Here is a 22,093-nt window from a genome sequence, read left to right as displayed (position 1 = left end):
TCAGACGCTTGCGGTCTGAGGCACGCCGTCGAGCAGCGCGCGGGTGGCGGCGGCCACATCGGCCTGCCGCATCAGGCTTTCGCCGACGAGGAAGCTGCCGATGCCGGATTTTTGCAGCCTGAGGCAATCTGCGTGGGTGAAGATGCCGCTTTCGCCAACGAGCAACCGATCGGTCGGCACCATCGGCGCCAGACGCTCCGACGTGTCGAGGCTGACTTCGAATGTGCGCAGGTTGCGGTTGTTGATGCCGAGCAAGCGCGACGACAGTTTTAGCGCGCGCTCCGTCTCGTGCTCGTCATGGACCTCGACGAGCACGTCCATGCTAAGTTCGAAGGCCGCTTCCTCGAGCCGCTTGGCGTCGTCATCGCTGAGGCTTGCCATGATAATCAGGATGGCGTCCGCGCCCCAGGCACGGGCTTCGTGCACCTGGTAAGGCTCGAACATGAAGTCCTTGCGCAAGGCGGGCAGGGCGCAGGCGTCGCGCGCGGCGGTCAGAAACTCGGGCGCGCCCTGGAAGGACGGCGTGTCGGTCAGCACCGACAGGCAGGCCGCACCGCCTTCGGCATAGGCCTTGGCGAGCGCGGGCGGATCGAAATCCGGACGGATCAAGCCCTTGGAGGGGCTTGCCTTCTTGATCTCGGCGATGAGGCCAAAACGGTTGTCGCGGCGCTTGGCTTCGAGCGCCGCCAGGAAACCGCGCGGCTTTGCGACGTCGCGCGCACGCGCCTTGAGTTCGGCGAGCGGCAGCAGCGCCTTGGCGGCGGCGATCTCGTCGCGCTTGTAGGCTTCGATTTGGCGCAGGATGTCGGCCATGTCATTATCCGTTCGAAACGCCAATCAGGCGGTCGAGCACGGCAAGCGCGCGCCCGCTGTCGATTGCCTCGGCGGCAAGTGCCACCCCCTCGCCGATTGTCGCCACCTTGTCGGCGACGACGAGGCCGGCGCCAGCATTCATCAGCACCGTGTCGCGATAGGCACCCTTGGCACCTTCGAGAACGCCGCGCAGGGCACTGGCATTGTATGCGGAATCGCCGCCGCGCAGTTCTTCGCGTGTGTGCCTGCTGATGCCGACCTGTTCAGGCGACAGCGTGAAGGTGCTGATGACGCCGTCCTGCAGGGCTGCGACATGGGTTTCACCAGTGGTGGTGATCTCGTCATAACCGTCGCCATGGACGACCCAGACGTGCTGGGCCCCGAGTTCCTTCAGCGTTTCGGCAACCGGTTGTACCCATTCAGGCGAAAACACGCCAACCAGCTGGCGGTTGACGCCGGCGGGATTGGAGAGCGGTCCGAGCAGGTTGAAGATGGTGCGGGTGCCGAGTTCGACGCGGGTCGCGCCGACATGCTTCATCGCCGGATGATGCGCCGGTGCGAACATGAAGCCGACGCCGGCGCCACGGATGCAGCGGCCGATGGCCTCGGGCGAGAGGTCGATATTGACCCCAAGGGCGGTCAGCACGTCGGCTGCACCGGTCAGCGATGACAGGCCACGATTGCCGTGCTTGGCGACAGGTACGCCGGCGCCGGCGATGACGAAGGCCGAGGCGGTCGAGATGTTGACGCTGTGCGAGCCGTCGCCGCCTGTGCCGACGATGTCGATGGCATCGGCGGGGGCTTCAACGCGCAGCATCTTGTCGCGCATGGTGGCGACAGCGCCTGATATTTCGCTGACGGTCTCGCCGCGTACGCGCAGCGCCATCAGGAAGCCGCCGATCTGGCCGGGCGTCGCTTCGCCCGACATGATGATGTCGAATGCCTCGCGCGCCTCCTCGAAGGTGAGGGGGGTGCCTGACGCGACCTTGGCGATATGCGGCTTGAGTGCGCTCATTGCGTCCCCACCGCCAGTGCGCGCGTGATTGCCGCCTGGTTGATCGTTGCCTGGTATTCGCCCTGAAGCTGGGCGACGATCTGGTCGAGCAGGTCGTCCGACATGCCAGAGGCAAACTGCTTCTGGGCGTCCTCCGGCACGGCGCTCTTGTCGGCGCCGGCCGGCTCGAACACCTCAGTGACCTTGAACAGGATCTGCGCATCGCCGGCCGGTGCCGGAATGATGCCGGTGCCGCCCTGGCCCATGGCGAACATGGCCGACGCACCCTCGCGGCCGAAATCGGCATCGTCGGCTTCGCGCTTGAGGCCGCGCTTGGTCTGCTTTTCGAGCTTGAGTTCGCCGGCGATGACGTCAAGGGCTGCACCGTCCTTGAGGCGCTTTTCGAGCTCATCGGCCTTTGCCTTGAGGCGCTTCGTTGCTTCGGCTGCCGTCCAGTCGGCGACGACCTTTTCGCGCACCTCGTCGAGCGTACGGTCGCGAGCCGGAGTGATCTCGTCAATTTCGTAGAACACGAAGCCGTTGGTGCCGACGTTGAGCGGTGGGTTTTCAATTCCGGCTTCGCCCGAGAAGACCGCTTGGATCAGGTTACTTGAGTCAGGCAATGTGTTGACGACGGTGCCGTCCGGCTGCTGGCCAGCGCGGTCAATGGCGTCGATCGTCACCATCTTGAGCTTGAGCTTGTCAGCGGCAGCCTTCATCGACTCGCCGGCGGCGCGGGCGTCTTCGTACTGGTCATGGACGTCGAGCAGGATGCGGTTGGCCTCGGCCAGCGCGAGCTCCTTGCGGATCTGGTCCTTGACCTCGTCGAACGTCTTGACTGCCTCGGGCGTGATCTCGCTGACGCGGACCAGCACCGGGCCGAAAGCGCCCTGGATCACGTCGCTTACCTGGTTGGCCTGCAGCGCGAAGGCGACATCGGCGACGGCCTTGTCTGCGATCTTGTCCTTGGTCAGCGTGCCAAGCGCCACGTCAGCCGCGGTCTTGCCCTGGTCGGCGACAACCTTGTCGAAGGTCGCGCCGCCCTTGATCGCGTCGGAAGCCGCCTTGGCCGCATCGGCGCCGAGGACCAGCTGGTCGATCTTGCGCGTCTCCGCCGTTGTGAAGTGCGACTTGTTCTTGTCGTAATCCTGGCGCGCCTGCTCGTCGGTGATGGCGGCGGCATCCATGATGTCTTCTGGCTCGAGCTTGACGTAGCTGAGCTTGCGGAATTCGGGTGCTGCGTAGTTCTTCTTGTTTTCCTCGAACCAGGCCTTGAGCACATCGTCGGCTGGCGCCGCAATCGGCTCGACGAGCGACTTCGGCAGCGGCAGGTAGTCGATGGTGCGATCTTCGCCGCGATACAGCGCGACGGCACGCAGGAAGGTGTCGGGAGCCTCGAGGCCATCGGAAACCGCTTCGACGATCTGCTGGCGTACCGCAACCTGGGCGCGGTTCTTCAGATAGTCTTCGGGGCGCATGCCGATCTGGCGCAGGATGTATTCAAAAGCCTGGCGGTCGAACTTGCCGTCGGCTCCACGGAAGGTCGGGTCATCCCAGGTGAGTTCGGCGAGACGGTCCTTGGACAGGCCGAGACCGAGCTTGCGCGCCTGTTCGTCAAGCACGGCACCTGCGACGAGCTGGGAAAGAACCTGGTTGTCGATGCCGAGAGCGTTCGCCTGGTCGCGGGTCAGCCGCTGACCGAACTGCTGCGACATGACGTTCAGCTGACGGTCATAGGCGAGGCGGTATTCGACGCCTGAAACTGACGTGCCGCCGGCAGTGACGACCTTGTCGCCGCCGAACTGGTTGAGCATCTGTCCAGAAATGCCCCAGATCGCGAAGCTGATGACGAGCAGCAGAAGCAGAAGCTTAGCAACCCAGGTTCCCGCAGCACTTCGCATCGATTCGAGCATGTATCAGATCCCGTATACGCGCATGATCGCATGCGCCTGCATGAACGAAGCGCAATAGCGCCCTTCGCCGCCAGTGTCGATTGCTTTGTGGCCTGTTTTTGGTAGTGAGGTTGCCCGAGCGAACATCGATTTCGAGGGAAGAGCACAATGACGCCAGGAATCCGCCCACTCGTTGCCGGCAACTGGAAAATGAACGGTACCAGCAACTCGCTCAACGAATTGCGCAGCATTTCCGGTGGTTTCATGAGCGGTCTCGATGCGGAGACCGAAGCGCTGTTGTGCCTGCCGGCGACGCTGCTTTCTCGCGCGGCCGAAATCCTTCACCGCTCGCCGGTCAAAGCCGGTGGGCAGGATTGCCATGCCAAGGAGAGCGGCGCCCATACCGGCGACGTCTCTGCGGAAATGCTCAAGGACGCCGGCGCCAGCCACGTCATCGTTGGGCACTCGGAACGCCGCACCGACCATGGCGAAACCGACGACATTGTCCGTGCCAAGGCGGAAGCGGCATGGCGGGCAGGGCTGGTGGCCGTCATCTGCGTCGGCGAAACCCATGCTGAGCGCGAAGGCGGAACGACGCTGCAGGTGCTGTCGCGCCAGATCGAAGGCTCGGTGCCGACGACCGCGACGCCGGTCAACGCTGTGATTGCCTATGAGCCTGTCTGGGCGATCGGCACCGGCTTGACGCCCACAGCCGCCGACGTCGCCGAAGCGCATGCGCATATCCGCGAGCGCCTTGCCGCGAAATTGGGTGCCTCGGCTGCCAAGATGCGCATTCTCTATGGTGGCTCGGTCAAGCCGTCCAATGCCAGCGAGTTGCTGGCGATTGCCAACGTCGATGGCGCGCTCGTCGGCGGCGCCAGCCTCAAGGCAGCCGACTTCCTCGGTATCGCCGAGGCCTACCGCAAGCTCTGATTTCGCCACACGTGGCCGTTGCAAAGGCAACGTGTCACCCCATATTCGGCCGGCGGGCTTGGAAATGCCTAGAAAGCATTGTATTGAGCCGCCTCCGGAATGCCGGGCGCTTCGGCGCGCGGCCAGTCCCCGTCAGGAAAGATCCCAGGAAGCGCAATGGAAACCGTCCTCATCGTCATTCACTTGATGGTCGTGCTCGCCCTTGTCGGCGTTGTGCTCCTGCAGCGCTCTGAAGGCGGTGGCCTTGGCATCGGTGGCGGTTCGGGCTTCATGACTGCACGCGGTGCCGCCAACGCACTGACGCGGGCCACGGCCATCCTGGCGACGGTGTTTTTCGTGACGTCGCTGACGCTGTCGATCGTTGCTCGTTACGGCGAGAAGCCGACCGACATCCTCGATCGCGCGCCGACCACTCAAGGTGGCACGACTGGCAAGGGCGTTCTCGATCAGCTCGGCGGCTCGACCGCTCCCGCTGCGCCGGGCACTGCCGCTCCGGCTGCCCCGGCATCCGACGCCACCGCACCTGCCGCGCCTGCGACTCAACCGGCTGCGCCTGCCGCTTCGGGCACCGAACAGCCCGCTCCAGCCACTCCGGCAGCCCCTGCGACACCGCAGGTTCCTAACTAATTATTTACCCTTTGCCACAACCTGTTGTTGTTTGAACACAGTTGCGGCAAATGCCGCATAAATCACGACAATTCGATTGGTCAGCCGGTGGTGCCTCCCTTGAGGCGCCTCCGGCTAATCGATTATAGCTGGGTTGCGGCATATCGGCGGGGGAGCCTTGGGGGCACTGCGCGTTGTCGCAAGAAAATTTGCGTTGAACGTTCGGGATCCTTCGCCATGCAGCTCCGCCGCATCCTTCTTGCTGGCCTTTGCGCCACCTTCATGAGCTCCACAGCCTTTGCCGCCACCTCGGCTGGCACGGCCGCGGCACCACAGCCTGTCGTAAGCGACGTTATTTCAGTCGCCGCCAAGAGCGACGCGGCTGAACTCAAGCTGCTCAAGAAAAAGAAGAAACCAACCGACGAGGACCTGTCGCGAATCAAGGATCTCGAAGCCAAGATCAAGGCCGACAAGGAAACAGCCCGTCTCAAGATGCTCGAAGCCAAGAAGATGGCGATGCGGGCTGCGGCGAAGGCAAAGGCCGATCAGGCGCGCGAACTTGCCCGCCTGAAGAAGACCGAAAAGGCAACCACTCAGGTCGCCGCTGCTACACCGGCACCCAAGCGCAATCTCCAGCCGCTCGAAGTGATGAAGCCGATCGAGCCGCTTGCGCCCGACGTGGCGGAAGTGGCCTCTGCCGGCAACAACGGCGAGCTGCGCAGCGAAAGCCAGGATCGTCCGCGCCAGACCGGCCTGCTCGCCGGCATCTTCGGCGGCAGCGCGCCGCAGCAGTCGATGCTGCCGCAGACGCGCGCGCTCGATGCCGTGCTGCAGGCCAAGCAGGCCAAGAAGCAGTTCAAGGTGAAGTCCGATTTCGAGCCGCAGGAAGTGACGTTCCCCGGCTATGAGCGTGGCCAGATCGTCGTCGATACCAGCTCGCGCTACCTCTACCTGATCGAATCGTCTTCGACGGCGCGCCGTTATGCCATCGCGGTCGGCCGCGAAGGCCTTGAGTTCAAGGGCAAGGCGACCATCGGCGACAAGCAGGAATGGCCGCGCTGGATCCCGACCAAGGAAATGCAGGAACGCGAGCCCAAGAAGTACGGCCAGTACAAGGACGGCATGAACGGCGGACCGGAAAACCCGCTCGGCGCGCGTGCGATCTACCTTTACCAGGGCAAGAAGGATACCCATATCCGCATCCATGGTACCAATCAGCCGCAGACGATCGGCACGAACTCTTCGAACGGCTGCTTCCGCATGGTCAACGACCATGTCATGGATCTCTACAGCCGCGTGAGGATGGGCTCCGAAGTCATCGTCATGTAAGGCGTTTTCATAACGCTGATAGCGGGCCGGCGGTCACGCCGGCCTTTTTGTTTGCGCGGCCTACCGGCAGCAACACTGAACAGCCAGATAGGGAAAAGTCCGACGCGGCGGATTTTTCTCTGGCGGAATCGATTTGGCCGCGTTAAGCGATGAATCCCATGGCGCGATATGTTTTTATTACCGGCGGCGTGGTCTCTTCCCTTGGAAAAGGCATAGCCGCAGCGGCCCTAGGGGCTCTTCTGCAAGCACGCGGATATCGCGTGCGCATCCGAAAACTCGATCCGTATCTCAATGTCGACCCGGGAACGATGTCGCCTTACCAGCATGGTGAGGTGTTCGTGACCGACGACGGGGCGGAAACCGACCTCGATCTCGGTCACTACGAGCGCTTCACCGGGCGTTCGGCGAACCAGAGCGACAACATCACCACCGGCCGCATCTACAAGAACATCATCGAACGCGAGCGGCGCGGCGATTATCTCGGCGCGACCGTGCAGGTCATCCCGCACGTCACCGACGAGATCAAGAACTTCATCCTCGACGGCAATGACGAATACGACTTCGTGCTGTGCGAGATCGGTGGCACCGTTGGCGACATCGAGGCGATGCCGTTCCTCGAGGCGATCCGCCAGCTCGGCAACGATCTGCCGCGCAACAACGCGGTCTACGTCCACCTGACGCTGATGCCCTACATCCCGACGGCGGGCGAACTGAAGACCAAGCCGACGCAGCATTCGGTCAAGGAGCTGCGTTCGATCGGCATCGCACCCGACATCCTGCTGGTGCGTGCCGATCGCGACATCCCGAAGGAAGAGCGCCGCAAGCTGTCGCTGTTCTGCAACGTGCGTGAATCGGCAGTCATCCAGGCGCTCGACGTCGGCCACATCTACGACGTGCCGCTGGCCTACCATAAGGAAGGCCTCGATTCGGAAGTGCTGGCCGCTTTCGGCATCGACCCGGCGCCCAAGCCGCGCCTCGATGCCTGGCAGAATGTCTCGCAGCTGATCCACAATCCGGAAGGCGAGGTCACCATCGCCGTGGTCGGCAAGTACACCGGCCTCAAGGATGCCTACAAATCGCTGATTGAGGCGCTGTCGCATGGCGGCCTCGCCAACAACGTCAAGGTCAAGCTCGACTGGATCGAGAGCGAGGTCTTCGAGAAGGAAGATCCCGCACCATTCCTGGAAAAGGTGCACGGCATTCTCGTGCCCGGCGGCTTCGGCGAGCGCGGTTCGGAAGGCAAGATTCTGGCAGCGAAGTTCGCACGCGAACGCAAGGTGCCGTATTTCGGTATCTGTTTCGGCATGCAGATGGCCTGCATCGAAGCCGCGCGTTCGCTCGCCGGCATCGAAAACGCCTCGTCGACCGAGTTCGGAACGACCAAGGAGCCGGTTGTCGGCCTGATGACCGAGTGGCTGAAGGGCAACATGCTCGAAAAGCGCCGGGCTTCGGGCGATCTCGGCGGCACGATGCGTCTCGGCGCATTCGACGCGAAGCTGACCGAGGGCTCCAAGATCGCCGAGATCTATGGTGACACCGATATCTCCGAGCGTCACCGCCACCGCTACGAGGTCAACATCGACTACAAGGACCGCCTCGAAGACTGCGGTCTGGTCTTCGCCGGCATGTCGCCTGACGGCGTGCTGCCCGAGACGGTCGAGTATCCCGACCATCCTTGGTTCATCGGCGTCCAGTACCATCCGGAGCTGAAGAGCCGCCCGCTCGAGCCGCATCCGCTGTTTGCAAGCTTCATCGAGGCTGCTGTCGAACAGAGCCGGCTGGTCTGATATCCATGCGCGCCGTGGCAAATGCGCCGGCGCGCATGATTTCCCGGTGGCTGCGCCGCGCATGACCACCTATGTAGCGCTTCTCTACAGCATCGTCCTCGGCCCCGGCCGGCGCGTCATCATGTCCGACCTGCGCGACATGGCCACGGACTTGGGTCTTGAAAATCCGCGCACGCTGGTGGCGACCGGAAATCTCGTATTCGAAGCCGAGGGCAAATCGGTTTCCGCTCTGGAGCGCGAACTCGAAGCGGCCTTTGCGCCGAAATTCGGCAAGCATGTCGACATCATCGTGCGAGATGCTGCCGCCTGGCGGAAACTTGTCGCCGCTAATCCGTTTCCCGGGGAATCCGAACTTCATCCCGATCAGGTCGGCGTACGCGTGATGCGCGAGCCGGTGACCGCCGAAGTCATGGAGCGACTTCACCCTTATGCTGCCGCCGACGAAAAGCTCACCTCGGTCGACGGCGACATCTGGCTCTATTTCTCCCGCAATACCGCTTCGTCCCGGCTGCTCGGCGCGCTGACGCCCAAGCGCGCCGGCGGAATAGGCACGTCGCGCAATTGGAACACCGTGCGCCGCCTCGGCGAAATGGTGGCATCGTAGGCCCGCAGGGCTCAGTCTTGCTTCACATCAGGATTTCAGGCACAGCGCAGCGATGACGAAAAGTCCCTCCGAGAGCCCGCGACCGCTCGACCATGTAGTTCTGCCCACTGCCGATCTCGCGCTTGCGCGGCGGCGGCTTGCGGCACTCGGCTTCAACGTCTCGCCGCAAGGCACGCACCCCTTCGGCACGATCAACTGCTGCGTCTATCTCAGCGACGGCACCTTCCTGGAGCCGCTTGCCATCGGCGACAAGGGCGCGGCCGACAAGGCGATCGTCGAGGGCAATGAGTTTGTCGCGCGCGATCGCCTTTTCCGCGACGCACATGGCGACGAGGGCTTTTCGGCTATTGTGTTCGGAACCGGTGATGCCGACTCCGACCATTCCGAGTTCGTGGCGGCAGGCGTATCCGCCGGCAGCCGGCTCGATTTTTCGCGTCCGTTCGTCGACGCATCAGGCAAATCCGACCTGGCCTCGTTCAGGCTCGCCTTTGCTGCGCAGCCGAACGCTGTCGCGGACGCCTTTTTCTTCACTTGCCAGCGCGCCAACGCGCCTGCTGTCGACCGGTCGGCGCTTCAGGCGCATGCCAATGGTGCCAGGCGTGTGCTCGCCGTTGAACTCGCTGCCGGAGATGTCGTGGCAGCGGGCAAGCTGCTTGCGACCGTCGCACACAGCAAGGCTGATGGTGCTGGCGTGCCACTGGCAAACGCGCGGCTATCCATCCGGAACGCGCCGAATGCCGGCGGAGTTCGCCTTGAAACCATGGTTTTTGCCGTCGATAGCCTTGCCGCGACAAGGGCACTTCTTGTCGAACACGCCATCGAACACGATCTAGACGGCAATCGCCTGGTGGTGCCGCCTGCACCGGGGCAGGGTGCGACCTTCATATTCGAGGACCTGAAATGACCAAGCCGAATGCAAATGTCACGGTCGGCAAGACCCTGTTCGCCAATGATGCACCGCTGTCGCTGATCGCCGGCCCGTGCCAGTTCGAATCGCGCCAGCATGCCTTCGACATGGCCGGCAAGCTCAAGGAGCTGACCCAGAAGCTCGGCATCGGCTTTGTCTACAAGTCGAGCTTCGACAAGGCCAACCGTAGCTCGCTGTCGAGCACGCGCGGTGCTGGCCTCGACGCCGCGCTGCCGGTCTTCGCCGACCTGCGCAAGGAACTCGGCGTGACCGTCATCACCGACGTCCACACCGAAGAGCAGTGCGCGATCGTTGGCGAAGTCGTCGACGTGCTGCAGATCCCGGCCTTCCTCAGCCGCCAGACCGACCTGCTCATCGCTGCCGCCAGGACCGGCAAGGTCGTCAACGTCAAGAAGGGCCAGTTCCTGGCGCCCTGGGACATGAAGAACGTGGTCGCCAAAGTCACCGGTTCGGGCAACGCGAACGTGCTGGTCACCGAGCGCGGCGCGTCCTTCGGCTACAACACGCTCGTCTCCGACATGCGTGCGCTGCCGATCATGGCCGACATTGGCGCGCCGGTGATCTTCGATGCCACCCATTCGGTGCAGCAGCCGGGCGGGCAGGGCACCACCTCGGGCGGCGAGCGCCGCTTCGTCGAGACGCTGGCGCGCGCGGCAGTTGCCGTAGGCGTCGCCGGCGTGTTCATCGAAACGCATGAGGACCCTGACAAGTCGACCTCGTCGGATGGCCCCAACATGGTGCCGTTCAAGGACATGCCGGCACTGCTCGAACGCCTGATGGCCTTCGACCGCATCGCCAAGGGCCAGTAACTCAGGCGCTGCTGCCTTTCAACTCCAGCTTGAGCCCGGTTCGTGCCGGGCGTACGCTTGCTCCGCGACTGAGCGTATCAGCCTGGAGGAAACCCATGTCTGTTGCCCGCGTTACGGAAATCACCTCATCGTCGACCAAGAGCTTCAAGGACGCCATCGAAGAGGGCATCGCCCGCGCCTCGAAGACACTCAAGAATGTCGAAGGCGCCTGGATCCAGGACCAGAAGGTCGTCGTCGAAAACGGCAAGATCGTCGCCTACCGCGTCAACATGAAGGTGACCTTCATCCTCAGCGACTGATCGGTCGGTAACACCCATCATCTGGAAAATGTTGGAACCTCCGCGTCGGGGGCCCGTTACCCCTGAACCCTAACCAACGAGGAGCAGGATCATGACGACCCAGACTGGCCATACCGCAGCCATTCCCGCATCGCGGGTCATCGGCACCAATGTCTACAACACCGCCGGCGAAACCATCGGCACGATCGAGGACGTCATGCTCGACAAGATGTCCAACGGCATCATGTTTGCCGTCATCGGATTCGGCGGCTTTCTCGGCATTGGTGAAAAATATCACGCCATCCCGTGGTCGACGCTGGACTACGACAAGGGCCGCGGCGGCTATGTCGTTCCGTTCTCCAGGGATCAGCTGAAGGCCGCGCCGTCCTATTCGATCAATGAGCTGACCGACGATGATGGCCGCCTGGCGCGCGACGCTTCGTTCGAACATTACCGGGTCGCGCCGTACTGGCACTGACCCGACAAAAAAAAGCCCCGCATCCACGGGGCTTTTCTTTGTGCGGGCGACCTACCTTGGTGTCGGAAGAATTCGCACCTGCGACACGCCTTGCGGGGGCGGTTGACTGTCGCATGAGGTCAGGAACGCTGCGGCGATGAAGAACAAACTCAGGATACCACTTAACTCGGACATGGCGAAACTCCCTCTGTTTCGCCCCGCGCGCCCGTAGTTTACCCGAAAGTTTGGCTCATGCCTGCCTGATCGGATGAATTATGATGACAGCGTTTTGTCTAAAGTGAATCCTGCGGCTGACGCAGCGTGATATTTGGCCGCCCGCGATTGCCTTTTCCGGAGCTTTGGCTAAGACGGGCGCGGAAATCCAACCGATCCTTCTTTGCGATCAGCTCCCGGGGATGCCTCACATGACAGCAATCATCGACATTATCGGCCGCGAGATTCTCGACAGCCGTGGCAATCCCACCGTCGAGGTGGACGTTGTTCTCGAAGACGGTTCGATGGGCCGCGCAGCCGTACCGTCGGGTGCCTCGACCGGCGCCCATGAGGCGATGGAACTTCGCGATGGCGGCCCGCGCTATCTCGGCAAGGGTGTCGAGCGCGCTGTAGAAGCCGTCAACGGCGAGCTGTTCGAGGCGATCGGCGGCATGGAAGCCGAAAACCAGATTCACATCGACCAGACGATGATCGAGCTCGACGGCACGCCCAACAAGAGCCGCCTCGGCGCCAACGCCATCCTCGGCGTGTCGCTGGCCGTTGCCAAGGCTGCTGCCGAGGCATCCGGCCTGCCGCTCTACCGCTATGTCGGTGGCCCTAACGCCCGCGTCCTGCCGGTGCCGATGATGAACATCATCAATGGCGGCGCGCATGCCGACAATCCGATCGACTTCCAGGAATTCATGATCATGCCGATCGGCGCGCCTTCGCTGCGCGATGCCGTGCGCTGGGGCTCGGAAATCTTCCACACCCTCAAGAAGGGTCTGAAGGACGCCGGCCACAACACCAATGTCGGCGATGAAGGCGGTTTCGCCCCGAACCTCAAGAGCGCCCAGGCGGCTCTCGACTTCGTCATGGCCTCGATCGAAAAGGCCGGCTTCAAGCCAGGCGAGGACGTGGCGCTCGCCCTCGATTGCGCCGCTACCGAGTTCTTCAAGGACGGCAACTACGTCTACGAAGGCGAAAAGAAGACCCGCGATCCCAAGGCACAGGCCAAGTACCTGGCCAAGCTCGCCGCCGACTATCCGATCATCTCGATCGAGGACGGCATGTCCGAGGACGACTGGGAAGGCTGGAAGTACCTGACAGATATCTGCGGCGACAAGGTCCAGCTGGTCGGCGACGATCTGTTCGTCACCAACTCGGCCCGCCTGCGCGACGGCATCAAGATGGGCGTCGCCAACTCAATCCTGGTCAAGGTCAACCAGATCGGTACTCTGACCGAGACGCTCGACGCCGTCGAGACCGCGCACAAGGCGAGCTACACCGCCGTCATGTCGCATCGCTCGGGTGAAACCGAGGATTCGACCATCGCCGATCTCGCCGTCGCCACCAACTGCGGACAGATCAAGACCGGCTCACTGGCCCGCTCGGACCGTACCGCCAAGTACAACCAGCTGATCCGCATCGAAGAAGAGCTGGGCCGGCAGGCACGCTTCGCCGGTCGCTCGATCCTGCGCGGCTAACCGGATGGGCACATCAGGCAGGTGGCAAAGCGAGAGAGCAAACAGGCTGGCTTGCTGCCTGCTGGTGGCCACGACTTCCATCTGGCTTCATGCGTCGCCAGCGCTGGCGCAGGATTCGGCGGACGGTTTCCGTTCGCCGACCGGCAACATTCAATGCATGTTCTTCGACGACGATGCATCGGTCCGATGCAATATCGCCGACAAGACAACACCACTGCCACCGCGCCCGCAGGATTGCGAACTGGACTGGGGCAACGATTTCAGCCTGGATGAAACGTCGAGACGCGGCGTGCTGATGTGTGTTGGCGACACGATCGTCGGCGACTATCCGGAACTGGCTTATGGCGAGACCTTCGAACGCGGAAACATTAGCTGCGTCTCCGAGCGCTCGGGCGTGACCTGCACCAACGGGCGGGGCGCGGGATTTGCGCTGTCGCGGGCGCAGCAGCTTCTGTTTTGAAGTCGCCCCGTTTTTTCGCGCGAACCGAGGCTGCCGTAACCCGGCATTAAGTATGATCGGGCGACAAGGGTGCGAAAGGTTTTGCGCACCATGTGGACACGCCAGCACAAGCAGAGAAATACCGGACGCCTGATCGTGCCGGCGCTGGCGGCGATGTTCCTGTCCTATTTCGGCTTCCACGCCTACCATGGCGAATTCGGCATCTATTCCAAATATCGCCTCGAAGCGCGCGCCGTCGAACTCCAGGCTCGGCTCGACACCGTCAGGGCACAGCGCCTCGACGTCGAGCGCCGCGTGCATATGCTCCACGACGGCTCGCTGGAGAAGGACATGCTTGACGAACAGGCGCGCAACGCCTTGAATATGTCCCATGCTGATGAGCTGACCATAATGCGGCCATCTGGGCGCCGTATTAACTGACTTCAAGTTAATCAGCAAGAAATCCAACGTTTTTAGACGCTTAACCGCATGCCTGCTATGCATTTTTCCGCATGGCGCAGCGTCACTCTCCATGCTAGCGTTTTGGTCATGGAGAGGAGAGATTATGCATGATCTCCTCATTGTCCGCAAAGAGACACCACTAGGGAGTGATGCATGGCCACCGCCGCCAAAAAAGCGCCTGCCAAAGCCAAATCTGACTCAAAATCTCAATCTGCTCCGGTAACACCCAAGCCGGCTGACTTCACCAAGGAACAGGATGTCGCGGCCTATCGCGAGATGCTGCTCATCCGTCGCTTCGAAGAAAAAGCCGGCCAGCTTTACGGCATGGGCTTCATCGGCGGCTTCTGCCACCTTTATATCGGCCAGGAGGCCGTCGTCACCGGACTGCAGATGTCGCTGATCGAAGGCGATCAGATGATCACCGCTTATCGCGACCACGGCCACATGCTGGCGATGGGGCTTTCGGCGCGGGGCGTCATGGCCGAGTTGGCCGGGCGTCGGGGCGGCTTGTCGAAAGGCAAGGGCGGCTCCATGCACATGTTCTCCAAGGAAAAGCATTTTTACGGCGGCCACGGCATCGTCGGCGCCCAGGTGTCGCTCGGCACCGGTCTGGCCTTTGCCAACCGCTACCGCGAAAACCCGAATGTCTCGGTGACCTATTTCGGCGACGGCGCTGCCAACCAGGGCCAGGTCTACGAAAGCTTCAACATGGCCTCGCTGTGGAAGCTGCCGGTGATCTACGTCATCGAAAACAACCGCTACGCCATGGGCACCGCGGTGTCGCGTGCCTCGGCCGAGACCGATTTCTCGCAGCGCGGCCTGTCGTTCAAGATTCCCGGCATCCAGGTCGATGGCATGGATGTGCGCGCGGTCAAGGCTGCCGGCGATCTCGCCACCGAATGGTGCCGCTCGGGCAACGGCCCGATCATCCTCGAGATGCAGACCTACCGCTATCGCGGCCACTCGATGTCCGATCCGGCGAAATACCGGTCGAAGGACGAAGTGCAGAAGATGCGCTCCGAGCACGACCCGATCGAACAGGTCAAGGCGCGCCTCATCGCCAAGAAGTGGGCCAGCGAAGACGACCTCAAGGCGGTCGACAAGGATGTTCGCGACATTGTGGCTGACGCCGCAGACTTTGCTCAGACCGATCCCGAGCCGGATGTTGCCGAGCTCTGGACCGATATCTTGATCTAAGGGAGGGCGCGAACATGCCGATCGAAATTCTCATGCCTGCGCTCTCGCCGACGATGGAAGAGGGCAATCTGTCGAAGTGGTTGAAGAACGAAGGCGACAAGATCGTCGCCGGCGACGTCATCGCCGAAATCGAAACCGACAAGGCGACCATGGAAGTGGAAGCCGTTGACGAAGGTATTCTGGGCAAGCAGCTGATCGCTGCCGGCACCGAAGGCGTCAAGGTCAACACCCCCATCGCCGTGCTGCTGCAGGATGGTGAAAGCGCTGCCGACATCGGCAAGGGCGCCGCCCCGGCCAAAGCCGAAGCGCCTGCCACCGCTGCTGCACCCGCCGCCGCCGCTCCGGCTGCTGCACCCGTTGCCGCCGCGCCAAAGACCGAAGTAGCAGCCGATCCCGACATCCCCGCCGGCACCGAAATGGTGTCGACGACCGTCCGCGAAGCATTGCGCGACGCCATGGCCGAGGAGATGCGCCGCGACGGCGACGTCTTTATCATGGGCGAGGAGGTTGCCGAGTACCAGGGCGCGTACAAGATCACGCAAGGCCTGTTGCAGGAGTTCGGTCCGCGCCGCGTCGTCGACACGCCGATCACCGAGCACGGCTTCGCCGGCGTCGGCGTCGGTGCCGCGATGGCCGGCCTTCGCCCGATCGTCGAATTCATGACCTTCAACTTCGCCATGCAGGCGATCGACCAGATCGTCAACTCGGCCGCCAAGACGCTTTACATGTCGGGTGGCCAGATGGGCGCGCCGATCGTCTTCCGTGGACCGAGCGGTGCGGCTGCCCGCGTCGCTGCGCAGCACTCGCAGTGCTATGCGGCGTGGTACAGCCACATTCCGGGCCTCAAGGTGGTGATGCCGTACTCGGCCGCCGACGCCAAGGGCCTGCTCAAGGCAGCGATCCGCGACCCCAACCCGGTCATCTTCCTCGAAAACGAAATCCTCTACGGCCACTCTTTCGATGTGCCGAAGCTCGACGATTTCGTGCTGCCGATCGGCAAGGCGCGCATCCACAAGACCGGCAAGGACGTCACCATCGTTTCCTTCGGCATCGGCATGACCTACGCGATCAAGGCCGAGGCCGAGCTGCGCGCGATGGGCATCGACGTCGAGATCATCGATCTCAGGACCATTCGTCCGCTCGACTTCGACACCATCATCGCCTCTGTCAAGAAGACCAACAGGCTGGTGGTTGTCGAAGAAGGCTACCCGCAGTCCTCGGTCGGCGATTTCATCGCCAACCAGGTGTCGCAGCGCGCCTTCGATCATCTCGACGCGCCTGTCATCACCATCGCCGGCAAGGACGTGCCGATGCCTTACGCCGCCAATCTCGAAAAGCTCGCTCTGCCGAATGTCGGCGAAGTGATCGAGGCGGTCAAAGCAGTCACGTATCGCTGACACGGGCGGGAGGTCATCATGCCGATCAATATCACCATGCCTGCCCTTTCGCCGACCATGGAAGAGGGCAATCTCTCGAAGTGGCTGGTCAAGGAAGGCGACAAGGTTTCGCCCGGCGACGTGATCGCCGAGATCGAAACCGACAAGGCGACGATGGAAGTCGAATCCGTCGATGAGGGCATTGTCGCCAAGCTGCTGGTTCCGGCCGGCACCGAAGGCGTCAAGGTCAACGCGCTGATTGCCATCCTCGCCAGCGAAGGCGAGGATGTCGCTGCCGCTGCCAAGGGCGGTGATGCCGCCCCGGCAAAGGCCGAGCCTGCCAAGGCCGAAGCCCCGGCCGCTGCCGCAGCACCTGCGGCTCCAGCTGCTGCGCCGGTTGCCGCTGCTCCGGCAGCTACGCCCGCCGTAGCAGCCACCAACGGTTCTGCCGCATCGGCAGCCGACGGCCGCACTTTTGCATCGCCGCTGGCCCGCCGCATCGCCAAGGACGCCAATGTCGACATCCTGGCCGTTGCCGGCACCGGCCCGCATGGCCGTGTCGTCAAGGCCGACGTCGAAGCAGCGATCGCAGGTGGCGGTGCCAAGGCGGCGCCGGCCGCCAAGGCTCCCGCGGCAGGTGCTGCTGCACCCGCTCCGAAAGGCATGTCCGACGACCAGGTGCTCAAGCTGTTCGAAGAAGGCAGCTACGAGCTCATCCCGCACGACAACATGCGCAAGACGATCGCGCGGCGCCTTGTCGAAGCCAAGAGCACGATCCCGCATTTCTACCTGACGCTCGACTGCGAGATCGACGCGCTGCTGGCGCTCCGCGCCCAGCTCAACGCTGCGGCTCCGGTGCGCAAGACCGAAAAGGGCGACGTGCCTGCCTACAAGCTGTCGGTCAACGACATGATCATCAAGGCCATGGCGCTGGCGCTGACGGCCGTTCCCGACGCCAATGTGTCGTGGACCGACCAGGCCATGGTCAAGCACAAGCACGCCGATGTCGGTGTTGCCGTGTCGATCCCGGGCGGGCTGATCACCCCGATCATCCGCCAGGCCGACATCAAGACGCTGTCAGTCATTTCCAATGAAATGAAGGACCTTGCCGGCAGGGCCCGCAACCGCAAGCTCAAGCCTGAGGAATACCAGGGCGGCACCAGCGCCGTGTCCAACCTCGGCATGTTCGGCATCAAGGACTTCTCCGCCGTCATCAACCCGCCGCACGCCACCATCCTGGCGGTCGGCGCGGGCGAGGAGCGGGCGGTGGTCAAGAATGGCGAGATCAAGATCGCCAATGTGATGTCGGTGACGCTGTCGACCGATCATCGTGCCGTCGACGGCGCGCTCGGTGCCGAGCTTCTCTCGGCCTTCAGGCGCTTCATCGAAAACCCGATGGGCATGCTGGTGTAGTTCCCCCATTTCCCCTCCCGCAAGGGAGGGGATTCGAGGACTTCGATCATGAAGACTGTGCTTTGCTACGGCGACTCGCTGACCTGGGGCTACAATGCCGCAGGTCCGGGCCGTCATGCGTTTGACGACCGTTGGCCAAGCGTCCTGCAGAAGGAACTCGGCGCGAGCGTCAACGTCATTGCCGAGGGCCTGAACGGCCGCACCACGGCTTTCGACGACCATCTCGCTGCCGCGGACCGCAACGGCGCGCGGCTGTTGCCGACGATCCTCGGCACGCACGCGCCGATCGATCTCGTCGTCATCATGCTCGGCGCCAACGACATGAAGCCATGGATCCACGGCAACCCGCTGGCCGCCAGGCAGGGCATGGCGCGGCTGGTCTCAATCGTCCTTGGCTATGATCACGGCATGGGCTATCCGGCGCCGCAGATCTTGCTGGTTTCGCCTCCCGCCGTCAGCCGCACCGAAAATGCCGAGTACAAGGACATGTTCGCGGGCGGCGACAAGGCCTCCAGAGAGCTTGCGCCGCTCTATGCGGCGCTCGCCGACGAGGTCGGTTGCGGCTTCTTCGACGCCGGCTCGGTTGCCGAGACGACACCGCTCGACGGCGTGCATCTCGATGCAGAAAACACGCGGGCCATCGGCCACGCCATCGCGCCGATCGTGCGCGTCATGCTGGAGCTCTAGAGCTTGGCCGGCACAGTCACAATCCGCAGGGCCGAGCGGCGCGATGCCGCCGAGCTTGCCATCCTCGTCGACCTGTCATCGCACGGGCTTGCGTCGTGGCTCTGGTATGGCGCGGTGCTGGAAGGTACGACGCAGACCGCGCTCGAACATGGCCGCAATCAGCTAAGCTGCGACGACGACCGTGCCGGCTGGACGAATGCCAGCCTCGCCGAGGTCGATGGCGAGATCGCCGGCGTGGTGATCGGCCATGTCGTCGAGCCATCATTCGCCGACGAGGAAGCACCGCATCCGGTGTTCGAGCCGATCCTGGTGCTTCAGCAAAAGACGATCGGCCACTGGTTCATCGACAGCGTCGGCGTCTACCAGCACCATCGCGGACATGGCGTCGGCCGAAAGCTCGTCGACCACGAGCTCGCGCGCGCCGGCGCACGTCCGGTCAGCCTGATCACTGAAAGCGACAACGACGTGGCGCTTGGTCTCTACAAATCCTGCGGTTTCGAGGAAATCGCGCGCCAGCCATCCGTATCGACCGACACCTACAGCAAGAAACACGACTGGGTGCTGCTCACGCGCAGCGCGACTTGATCAAGAGGCAAGACACTCATGGCTGAGAATTACGACGTCATCATCATCGGCTCCGGTCCCGGCGGCTACATCGCGGCGATCCGCGCGGCCCAGCTCGGCCTCAAGACGGCCGTGGTCGAGCGCGAGCACCTCGCCGGCATCTGCTCCAACTGGGGCTGCATCCCGACCAAGGCGCTGCTGCGCTCGGCCGAGGTGCTGCATCTGGCCGAGCACGCCAAGAACTACGGCCTGAAGCTCGAAGGCTCGATCTCGCCCGACCTCAAGGCCATCGTCGAGCGCTCGCGCGGCATCGCCCAGCGCATGAATGGCGGCGTCGGCTTCCTGATGAAGAAGAACAAGGTCGATGTCATCTGGGGCGAGGCGAAGCTCACCAAGCCCGGCCAGATCATCGTTTCCAAGTCGTCGAAAAAGCCGATGGAGCCGCAGGCGCCGCTGCCCAAGAACACGCTGGGCGAGGGCACCTACAGCGCCAAGCACATCATCATCGCCACCGGCGCCCGCCCGCGCGCGCTGCCCGGCATCGAGCCGGATGGCAAGCTGATTTGGACCTATTTCGAGGCCATGGTGCCGCCGGAGATGCCGAAGTCGCTGCTGGTCATGGGCTCGGGCGCCATCGGCATCGAGTTCGCCTCGTTCTACCGCACCATGGGCGTCGATGTGACCGTGGTCGAGGTCATGCCCGCCGTCATGCCGGTGGAAGACGCAGAAATCTCGGCCTTCGCCAAGAAGCAGTTCGACAAGCAGGGCATGAAAATCCACCTCGAAGCCAAGGTGACCAAGGTCGAGAAGGGCGCCAACTCGATCACCGCCCATGTCGAGATGAAGGACGGCAAGGTCGAGAAGATCACCGCCGACCGCATGATCTCGGCCGTCGGCGTGCAGGGCAACATCGAAAACATCGGCCTTGAGGCACTCGGCATCAAGACCGACCGTGGCTGCATCGTCATCGACGGCTACGGCAAGACCAACGTACCGGGCATCTACGCTATCGGCGACGTTGCAGGTCCCCCCATGCTGGCGCACAAGGCAGAGCACGAGGCTGTCATCTGCGTCGAGAAGATCGCCGGCCTGCCCAACGTGCATCCGATGGACAAGCTCAAGATCCCGGGCTGCACCTATTGCAACCCGCAGGTCGCCTCAGTCGGCCTGACCGAAGCCAAGGCCAAGGCCGAAGGCAAGGACATCCGCGTCGGCCGCTTCCCCTTCGTCGCCAACGGCAAGGCGATCGCGCTCGGCGAGGACCAGGGCATGGTCAAGACCATCTTCGACAAGAAGACCGGCCAGCTGCTCGGCGCGCATCTTGTCGGCGCTGAAGTCACCGAACTGATCCAGGGTTTTGTCGTCGCCATGAACCTCGAAACGACCGAGGAAGAGCTGATGCACACCATCTTCCCGCACCCGACCATCTCGGAAACCATGAAGGAAAGCGTGCTCGACGCCTACGGACGTGCGCTCAACGCATAACGTCCACGCATCGGCGCGCCTGTTGCGGCGCGCCTGATGGCACTATATGCGCTGAACGTCCGCGATTGCCGGAGACGACTGATGGAACAGAGCTACGGAATTCTCGGCATGCCAGGGGTTGGTTTCTTCGGCATGCTGCTGGTCGGTTTCCTCGCCGGCTACGTCGCCGAACGCACGATGAATCGCGACCACGGCTTTTTGACCAACATCCTCGTTGGTATCGCCGGATCGTTTGTCGGCGGCACTCTGGCGGGGTTGCTCGGCATCAATTATTACGGGTTCATGGGCAACCTGATCGTCGCCATCGCCGGCGCGCTGATCCTGCTCTGGATTTTCGGCCGCTCGCAATCGCCGCGGCCTTGATAGGATAGACTGATGGTCACCGTTCTCGATCTCAAAGACCGTCCGCGCGTGCGGCACCCGGAAAAGGCCCACCGGCCCGACCAGGAAGTTCTGCGCAAGCCGGACTGGATTCGCGTCAAGGCGCCGGTATCGCGTGGCTATCAGGAAACGCGCGAGATCGTGAAGTCGCACAAGCTGGTGACCGTCTGCGAAGAGGCCGGCTGCCCCAACATCGGGGAGTGCTGGGAAAAGAAGCACGCCACCTTCATGATCCTGGGCGAGATCTGCACCCGCGCCTGCGCCTTCTGCAACGTCGCCACCGGCATCCCGACCGCCGTCGATCCGAATGAGCCGGAGAGCGTCGCCCAGGCCGTTGCCAAGATGGGCCTGACCCATGTCGTCATCACCTCGGTCGACCGCGACGATCTTGCCGACGGTGGCGCCCAGCATTTCGCCGACGTCATCCACGCCATTCGCCGGCTCACGCCGCAGACGACGATCGAAATCCTGACGCCTGATTTCCTGCGCAAGGAAGGCGCGCTCGAGATCGTCGTCGCCGCCCGTCCCGACGTCTTCAACCACAACCTGGAAACCGTGCCGTCGAACTATCTGACGGTGCGTCCCGGCGCGCGCTACTTCCATTCGATCCGCCTGCTGCAGCGGGTCAAGGAGCTTGATCCCTCGATCTTCACCAAGTCCGGCATCATGGTTGGCCTGGGCGAGGAGCGTCACGAGATCCTTCAGCTAATGGACGACCTGCGCACCGCCAACGTCGATTTCATGACCATCGGCCAGTATCTGCAGCCTTCGAAGAAGCACCATCCGGTCAAGAAGTTCGTGACACCGGACGAGTTCGCATCCTACGCCACGGTCGGCAAGTCAAAGGGCTTCCTGCTTGTCGCGTCGAGCCCGTTGACGCGCTCGTCGCATCATGCCGGCGATGATTTCGCCAAGTTGCGCGCCGCGCGTGAAGCGCTGCTCGCGAAAAAGGCCTGACC

23 protein-coding genes are annotated in these 22,093 nt (G+C 63.0%); 20 read left to right on the top strand and 3 right to left on the bottom strand.

The genetic code is table 11. From position 1 onward, the window contains the following. Genes trpC through J1C56_RS04425 form a run of 3 tightly spaced genes read right to left on the bottom strand, consistent with a single transcriptional unit; the run spans position 1 to position 3,720 of the window. Positions 1-813, bottom strand: a complete 813-nt coding sequence (gene trpC / locus J1C56_RS04435) for an indole-3-glycerol phosphate synthase TrpC (protein WP_214386321.1) — start codon at positions 811-813, stop codon at positions 1-3. Positions 814-817: 4 nt separating this feature from the next. After that, positions 818-1,828 carry an anthranilate phosphoribosyltransferase gene (trpD, locus tag J1C56_RS04430; protein ID WP_214386319.1) on the bottom strand — a complete coding sequence of 337 codons (1,011 nt, stop codon included), beginning with the start codon at positions 1,826-1,828 and terminating at the stop codon, positions 818-820. After that, complete coding sequence (locus tag J1C56_RS04425; RefSeq protein ID WP_214386317.1) at positions 1,825-3,720, bottom strand: SurA N-terminal domain-containing protein; 1,896 nt, start codon at positions 3,718-3,720, stop codon at positions 1,825-1,827. Before J1C56_RS04425 ends, trpD begins: the two co-directional genes overlap by 4 nt. A 147-nt stretch (positions 3,721-3,867) precedes the next feature. Between J1C56_RS04425 and tpiA the strand changes: the two genes are divergently transcribed. The 20 genes from tpiA (at position 3,868) to lipA (ending at position 22,091) form a co-directional block, all read left to right on the top strand. After that, entirely contained in the window at positions 3,868-4,632 is a 765-nt protein-coding gene (tpiA, locus tag J1C56_RS04420; RefSeq protein ID WP_214386315.1) for a triose-phosphate isomerase, read from the top strand. Positions 4,633-4,788: 156 nt separating this feature from the next. After that, entirely contained in the window at positions 4,789-5,259 is a 471-nt protein-coding gene (gene secG, locus J1C56_RS04415) for a preprotein translocase subunit SecG (RefSeq protein ID WP_214386313.1), read from the top strand. Positions 5,260-5,475: 216 nt separating this feature from the next. Then, the gene (locus J1C56_RS04410; protein WP_214386311.1) at positions 5,476-6,567 is read left to right on the top strand and encodes a L,D-transpeptidase; all 1,092 of its coding nucleotides are present in this window, start codon (positions 5,476-5,478) and stop codon (positions 6,565-6,567) included. Positions 6,568-6,716: 149 nt separating this feature from the next. Then, complete coding sequence (locus J1C56_RS04405) at positions 6,717-8,354, top strand: CTP synthase (protein WP_275945132.1); 1,638 nt, start codon at positions 6,717-6,719, stop codon at positions 8,352-8,354. Between the two features lie 61 nt (positions 8,355-8,415). After that, on the top strand, positions 8,416-8,958 hold the full coding sequence (locus J1C56_RS04400) for a DUF1697 domain-containing protein (RefSeq protein ID WP_214386306.1): 543 nt from the start codon (positions 8,416-8,418) through the stop codon (positions 8,956-8,958). 52 nt (positions 8,959-9,010) lie between these two features. Then, a complete protein-coding gene (locus tag J1C56_RS04395; protein WP_214386304.1) occupies positions 9,011-9,862 on the top strand; it encodes a VOC family protein in 852 nt (283 codons plus the stop codon). After that, complete coding sequence (kdsA, locus tag J1C56_RS04390; protein ID WP_214386302.1) at positions 9,859-10,695, top strand: 3-deoxy-8-phosphooctulonate synthase; 837 nt, start codon at positions 9,859-9,861, stop codon at positions 10,693-10,695. Before J1C56_RS04395 ends, kdsA begins: the two co-directional genes overlap by 4 nt. A 95-nt stretch (positions 10,696-10,790) precedes the next feature. Next, complete coding sequence (locus J1C56_RS04385; protein ID WP_214386300.1) at positions 10,791-10,994, top strand: dodecin family protein; 204 nt, start codon at positions 10,791-10,793, stop codon at positions 10,992-10,994. A gap of 91 nt (positions 10,995-11,085) precedes the next feature. Next, positions 11,086-11,451, top strand: coding sequence for a PRC-barrel domain-containing protein (locus J1C56_RS04380; RefSeq protein ID WP_214386297.1), 366 nt, complete (start codon positions 11,086-11,088; stop codon positions 11,449-11,451). Between the two features lie 404 nt (positions 11,452-11,855). Then, on the top strand, positions 11,856-13,130 hold the full coding sequence (eno, locus tag J1C56_RS04375; protein WP_184767638.1) for a phosphopyruvate hydratase: 1,275 nt from the start codon (positions 11,856-11,858) through the stop codon (positions 13,128-13,130). A 4-nt stretch (positions 13,131-13,134) separates the two neighbouring features. Further along, positions 13,135-13,590: a DUF6636 domain-containing protein gene (locus J1C56_RS04370; protein WP_214386295.1), complete on the top strand. Its 456-nt coding sequence runs from the start codon at positions 13,135-13,137 to the stop codon at positions 13,588-13,590. A 90-nt stretch (positions 13,591-13,680) separates the two neighbouring features. Further along, positions 13,681-14,010 carry an FtsB family cell division protein gene (locus J1C56_RS04365; protein WP_192568078.1) on the top strand — a complete coding sequence of 110 codons (330 nt, stop codon included), beginning with the start codon at positions 13,681-13,683 and terminating at the stop codon, positions 14,008-14,010. Positions 14,011-14,184: 174 nt separating this feature from the next. Continuing rightward, the gene (pdhA, locus tag J1C56_RS04360; RefSeq protein WP_214386293.1) at positions 14,185-15,228 is read left to right on the top strand and encodes a pyruvate dehydrogenase (acetyl-transferring) E1 component subunit alpha; all 1,044 of its coding nucleotides are present in this window, start codon (positions 14,185-14,187) and stop codon (positions 15,226-15,228) included. A gap of 14 nt (positions 15,229-15,242) precedes the next feature. Beyond that, a complete protein-coding gene (locus tag J1C56_RS04355; RefSeq protein ID WP_214386291.1) occupies positions 15,243-16,625 on the top strand; it encodes a pyruvate dehydrogenase complex E1 component subunit beta in 1,383 nt (460 codons plus the stop codon). An 18-nt stretch (positions 16,626-16,643) separates the two neighbouring features. After that, positions 16,644-18,017: a pyruvate dehydrogenase complex dihydrolipoamide acetyltransferase gene (locus J1C56_RS04350; RefSeq protein WP_214386289.1), complete on the top strand. Its 1,374-nt coding sequence runs from the start codon at positions 16,644-16,646 to the stop codon at positions 18,015-18,017. Positions 18,018-18,065: 48 nt separating this feature from the next. Further along, positions 18,066-18,704, top strand: a complete 639-nt coding sequence (locus J1C56_RS04345) for an SGNH/GDSL hydrolase family protein (protein ID WP_214386287.1) — start codon at positions 18,066-18,068, stop codon at positions 18,702-18,704. A 3-nt stretch (positions 18,705-18,707) separates the two neighbouring features. Continuing rightward, positions 18,708-19,289 (top strand): GNAT family N-acetyltransferase, encoded by a 582-nt coding sequence (locus J1C56_RS04340; RefSeq protein WP_214386285.1) that lies wholly within the window; start codon positions 18,708-18,710, stop codon positions 19,287-19,289. Between the two features lie 18 nt (positions 19,290-19,307). Then, on the top strand, positions 19,308-20,753 hold the full coding sequence (lpdA, locus tag J1C56_RS04335; RefSeq protein WP_214386282.1) for a dihydrolipoyl dehydrogenase: 1,446 nt from the start codon (positions 19,308-19,310) through the stop codon (positions 20,751-20,753). An 81-nt stretch (positions 20,754-20,834) separates the two neighbouring features. After that, positions 20,835-21,116 carry a GlsB/YeaQ/YmgE family stress response membrane protein gene (locus J1C56_RS04330; RefSeq protein WP_214386280.1) on the top strand — a complete coding sequence of 94 codons (282 nt, stop codon included), beginning with the start codon at positions 20,835-20,837 and terminating at the stop codon, positions 21,114-21,116. 12 nt (positions 21,117-21,128) lie between these two features. Beyond that, the gene (gene lipA / locus J1C56_RS04325; RefSeq protein ID WP_184767648.1) at positions 21,129-22,091 is read left to right on the top strand and encodes a lipoyl synthase; all 963 of its coding nucleotides are present in this window, start codon (positions 21,129-21,131) and stop codon (positions 22,089-22,091) included. The last annotated feature ends 2 nt before the right edge of the window (positions 22,092-22,093 follow it).

Source organism: Aminobacter anthyllidis, from assembly GCF_018555685.1.
In the GTDB taxonomy this organism is placed as follows: domain Bacteria; phylum Pseudomonadota; class Alphaproteobacteria; order Rhizobiales; family Rhizobiaceae; genus Aminobacter; species Aminobacter anthyllidis.
The sequence above is the reverse complement of the archived record's forward strand: the minus strand, read 5'-3'. Positions and strand labels throughout refer to the sequence as shown.

Coding starts and splice junctions, on each gene's coding strand:
- trpC (WP_214386321.1), bottom strand. CDS start 813: ATGGCCGACATCCTGCGCCAAATCGAAGCCTACAAGCGCGACGAGATC.
- J1C56_RS04395 (WP_214386304.1), top strand. CDS start 9,011: ATGACGAAAAGTCCCTCCGAGAGCCCGCGACCGCTCGACCATGTAGTT.
- J1C56_RS04405 (WP_275945132.1), top strand. CDS start 6,717: ATGAATCCCATGGCGCGATATGTTTTTATTACCGGCGGCGTGGTCTCT.
- J1C56_RS04385 (WP_214386300.1), top strand. CDS start 10,791: ATGTCTGTTGCCCGCGTTACGGAAATCACCTCATCGTCGACCAAGAGC.
- trpD (WP_214386319.1), bottom strand. CDS start 1,828: ATGAGCGCACTCAAGCCGCATATCGCCAAGGTCGCGTCAGGCACCCCC.
- J1C56_RS04400 (WP_214386306.1), top strand. CDS start 8,416: ATGACCACCTATGTAGCGCTTCTCTACAGCATCGTCCTCGGCCCCGGC.
- eno (WP_184767638.1), top strand. CDS start 11,856: ATGACAGCAATCATCGACATTATCGGCCGCGAGATTCTCGACAGCCGT.
- J1C56_RS04345 (WP_214386287.1), top strand. CDS start 18,066: ATGAAGACTGTGCTTTGCTACGGCGACTCGCTGACCTGGGGCTACAAT.
- lpdA (WP_214386282.1), top strand. CDS start 19,308: ATGGCTGAGAATTACGACGTCATCATCATCGGCTCCGGTCCCGGCGGC.
- J1C56_RS04365 (WP_192568078.1), top strand. CDS start 13,681: ATGTGGACACGCCAGCACAAGCAGAGAAATACCGGACGCCTGATCGTG.
- pdhA (WP_214386293.1), top strand. CDS start 14,185: ATGGCCACCGCCGCCAAAAAAGCGCCTGCCAAAGCCAAATCTGACTCA.
- J1C56_RS04330 (WP_214386280.1), top strand. CDS start 20,835: ATGGAACAGAGCTACGGAATTCTCGGCATGCCAGGGGTTGGTTTCTTC.
- J1C56_RS04355 (WP_214386291.1), top strand. CDS start 15,243: ATGCCGATCGAAATTCTCATGCCTGCGCTCTCGCCGACGATGGAAGAG.
- J1C56_RS04380 (WP_214386297.1), top strand. CDS start 11,086: ATGACGACCCAGACTGGCCATACCGCAGCCATTCCCGCATCGCGGGTC.
- J1C56_RS04425 (WP_214386317.1), bottom strand. CDS start 3,720: ATGCTCGAATCGATGCGAAGTGCTGCGGGAACCTGGGTTGCTAAGCTT.
- lipA (WP_184767648.1), top strand. CDS start 21,129: ATGGTCACCGTTCTCGATCTCAAAGACCGTCCGCGCGTGCGGCACCCG.
- J1C56_RS04410 (WP_214386311.1), top strand. CDS start 5,476: ATGCAGCTCCGCCGCATCCTTCTTGCTGGCCTTTGCGCCACCTTCATG.
- secG (WP_214386313.1), top strand. CDS start 4,789: ATGGAAACCGTCCTCATCGTCATTCACTTGATGGTCGTGCTCGCCCTT.
- J1C56_RS04350 (WP_214386289.1), top strand. CDS start 16,644: ATGCCGATCAATATCACCATGCCTGCCCTTTCGCCGACCATGGAAGAG.
- kdsA (WP_214386302.1), top strand. CDS start 9,859: ATGACCAAGCCGAATGCAAATGTCACGGTCGGCAAGACCCTGTTCGCC.
- J1C56_RS04370 (WP_214386295.1), top strand. CDS start 13,135: ATGGGCACATCAGGCAGGTGGCAAAGCGAGAGAGCAAACAGGCTGGCT.
- tpiA (WP_214386315.1), top strand. CDS start 3,868: ATGACGCCAGGAATCCGCCCACTCGTTGCCGGCAACTGGAAAATGAAC.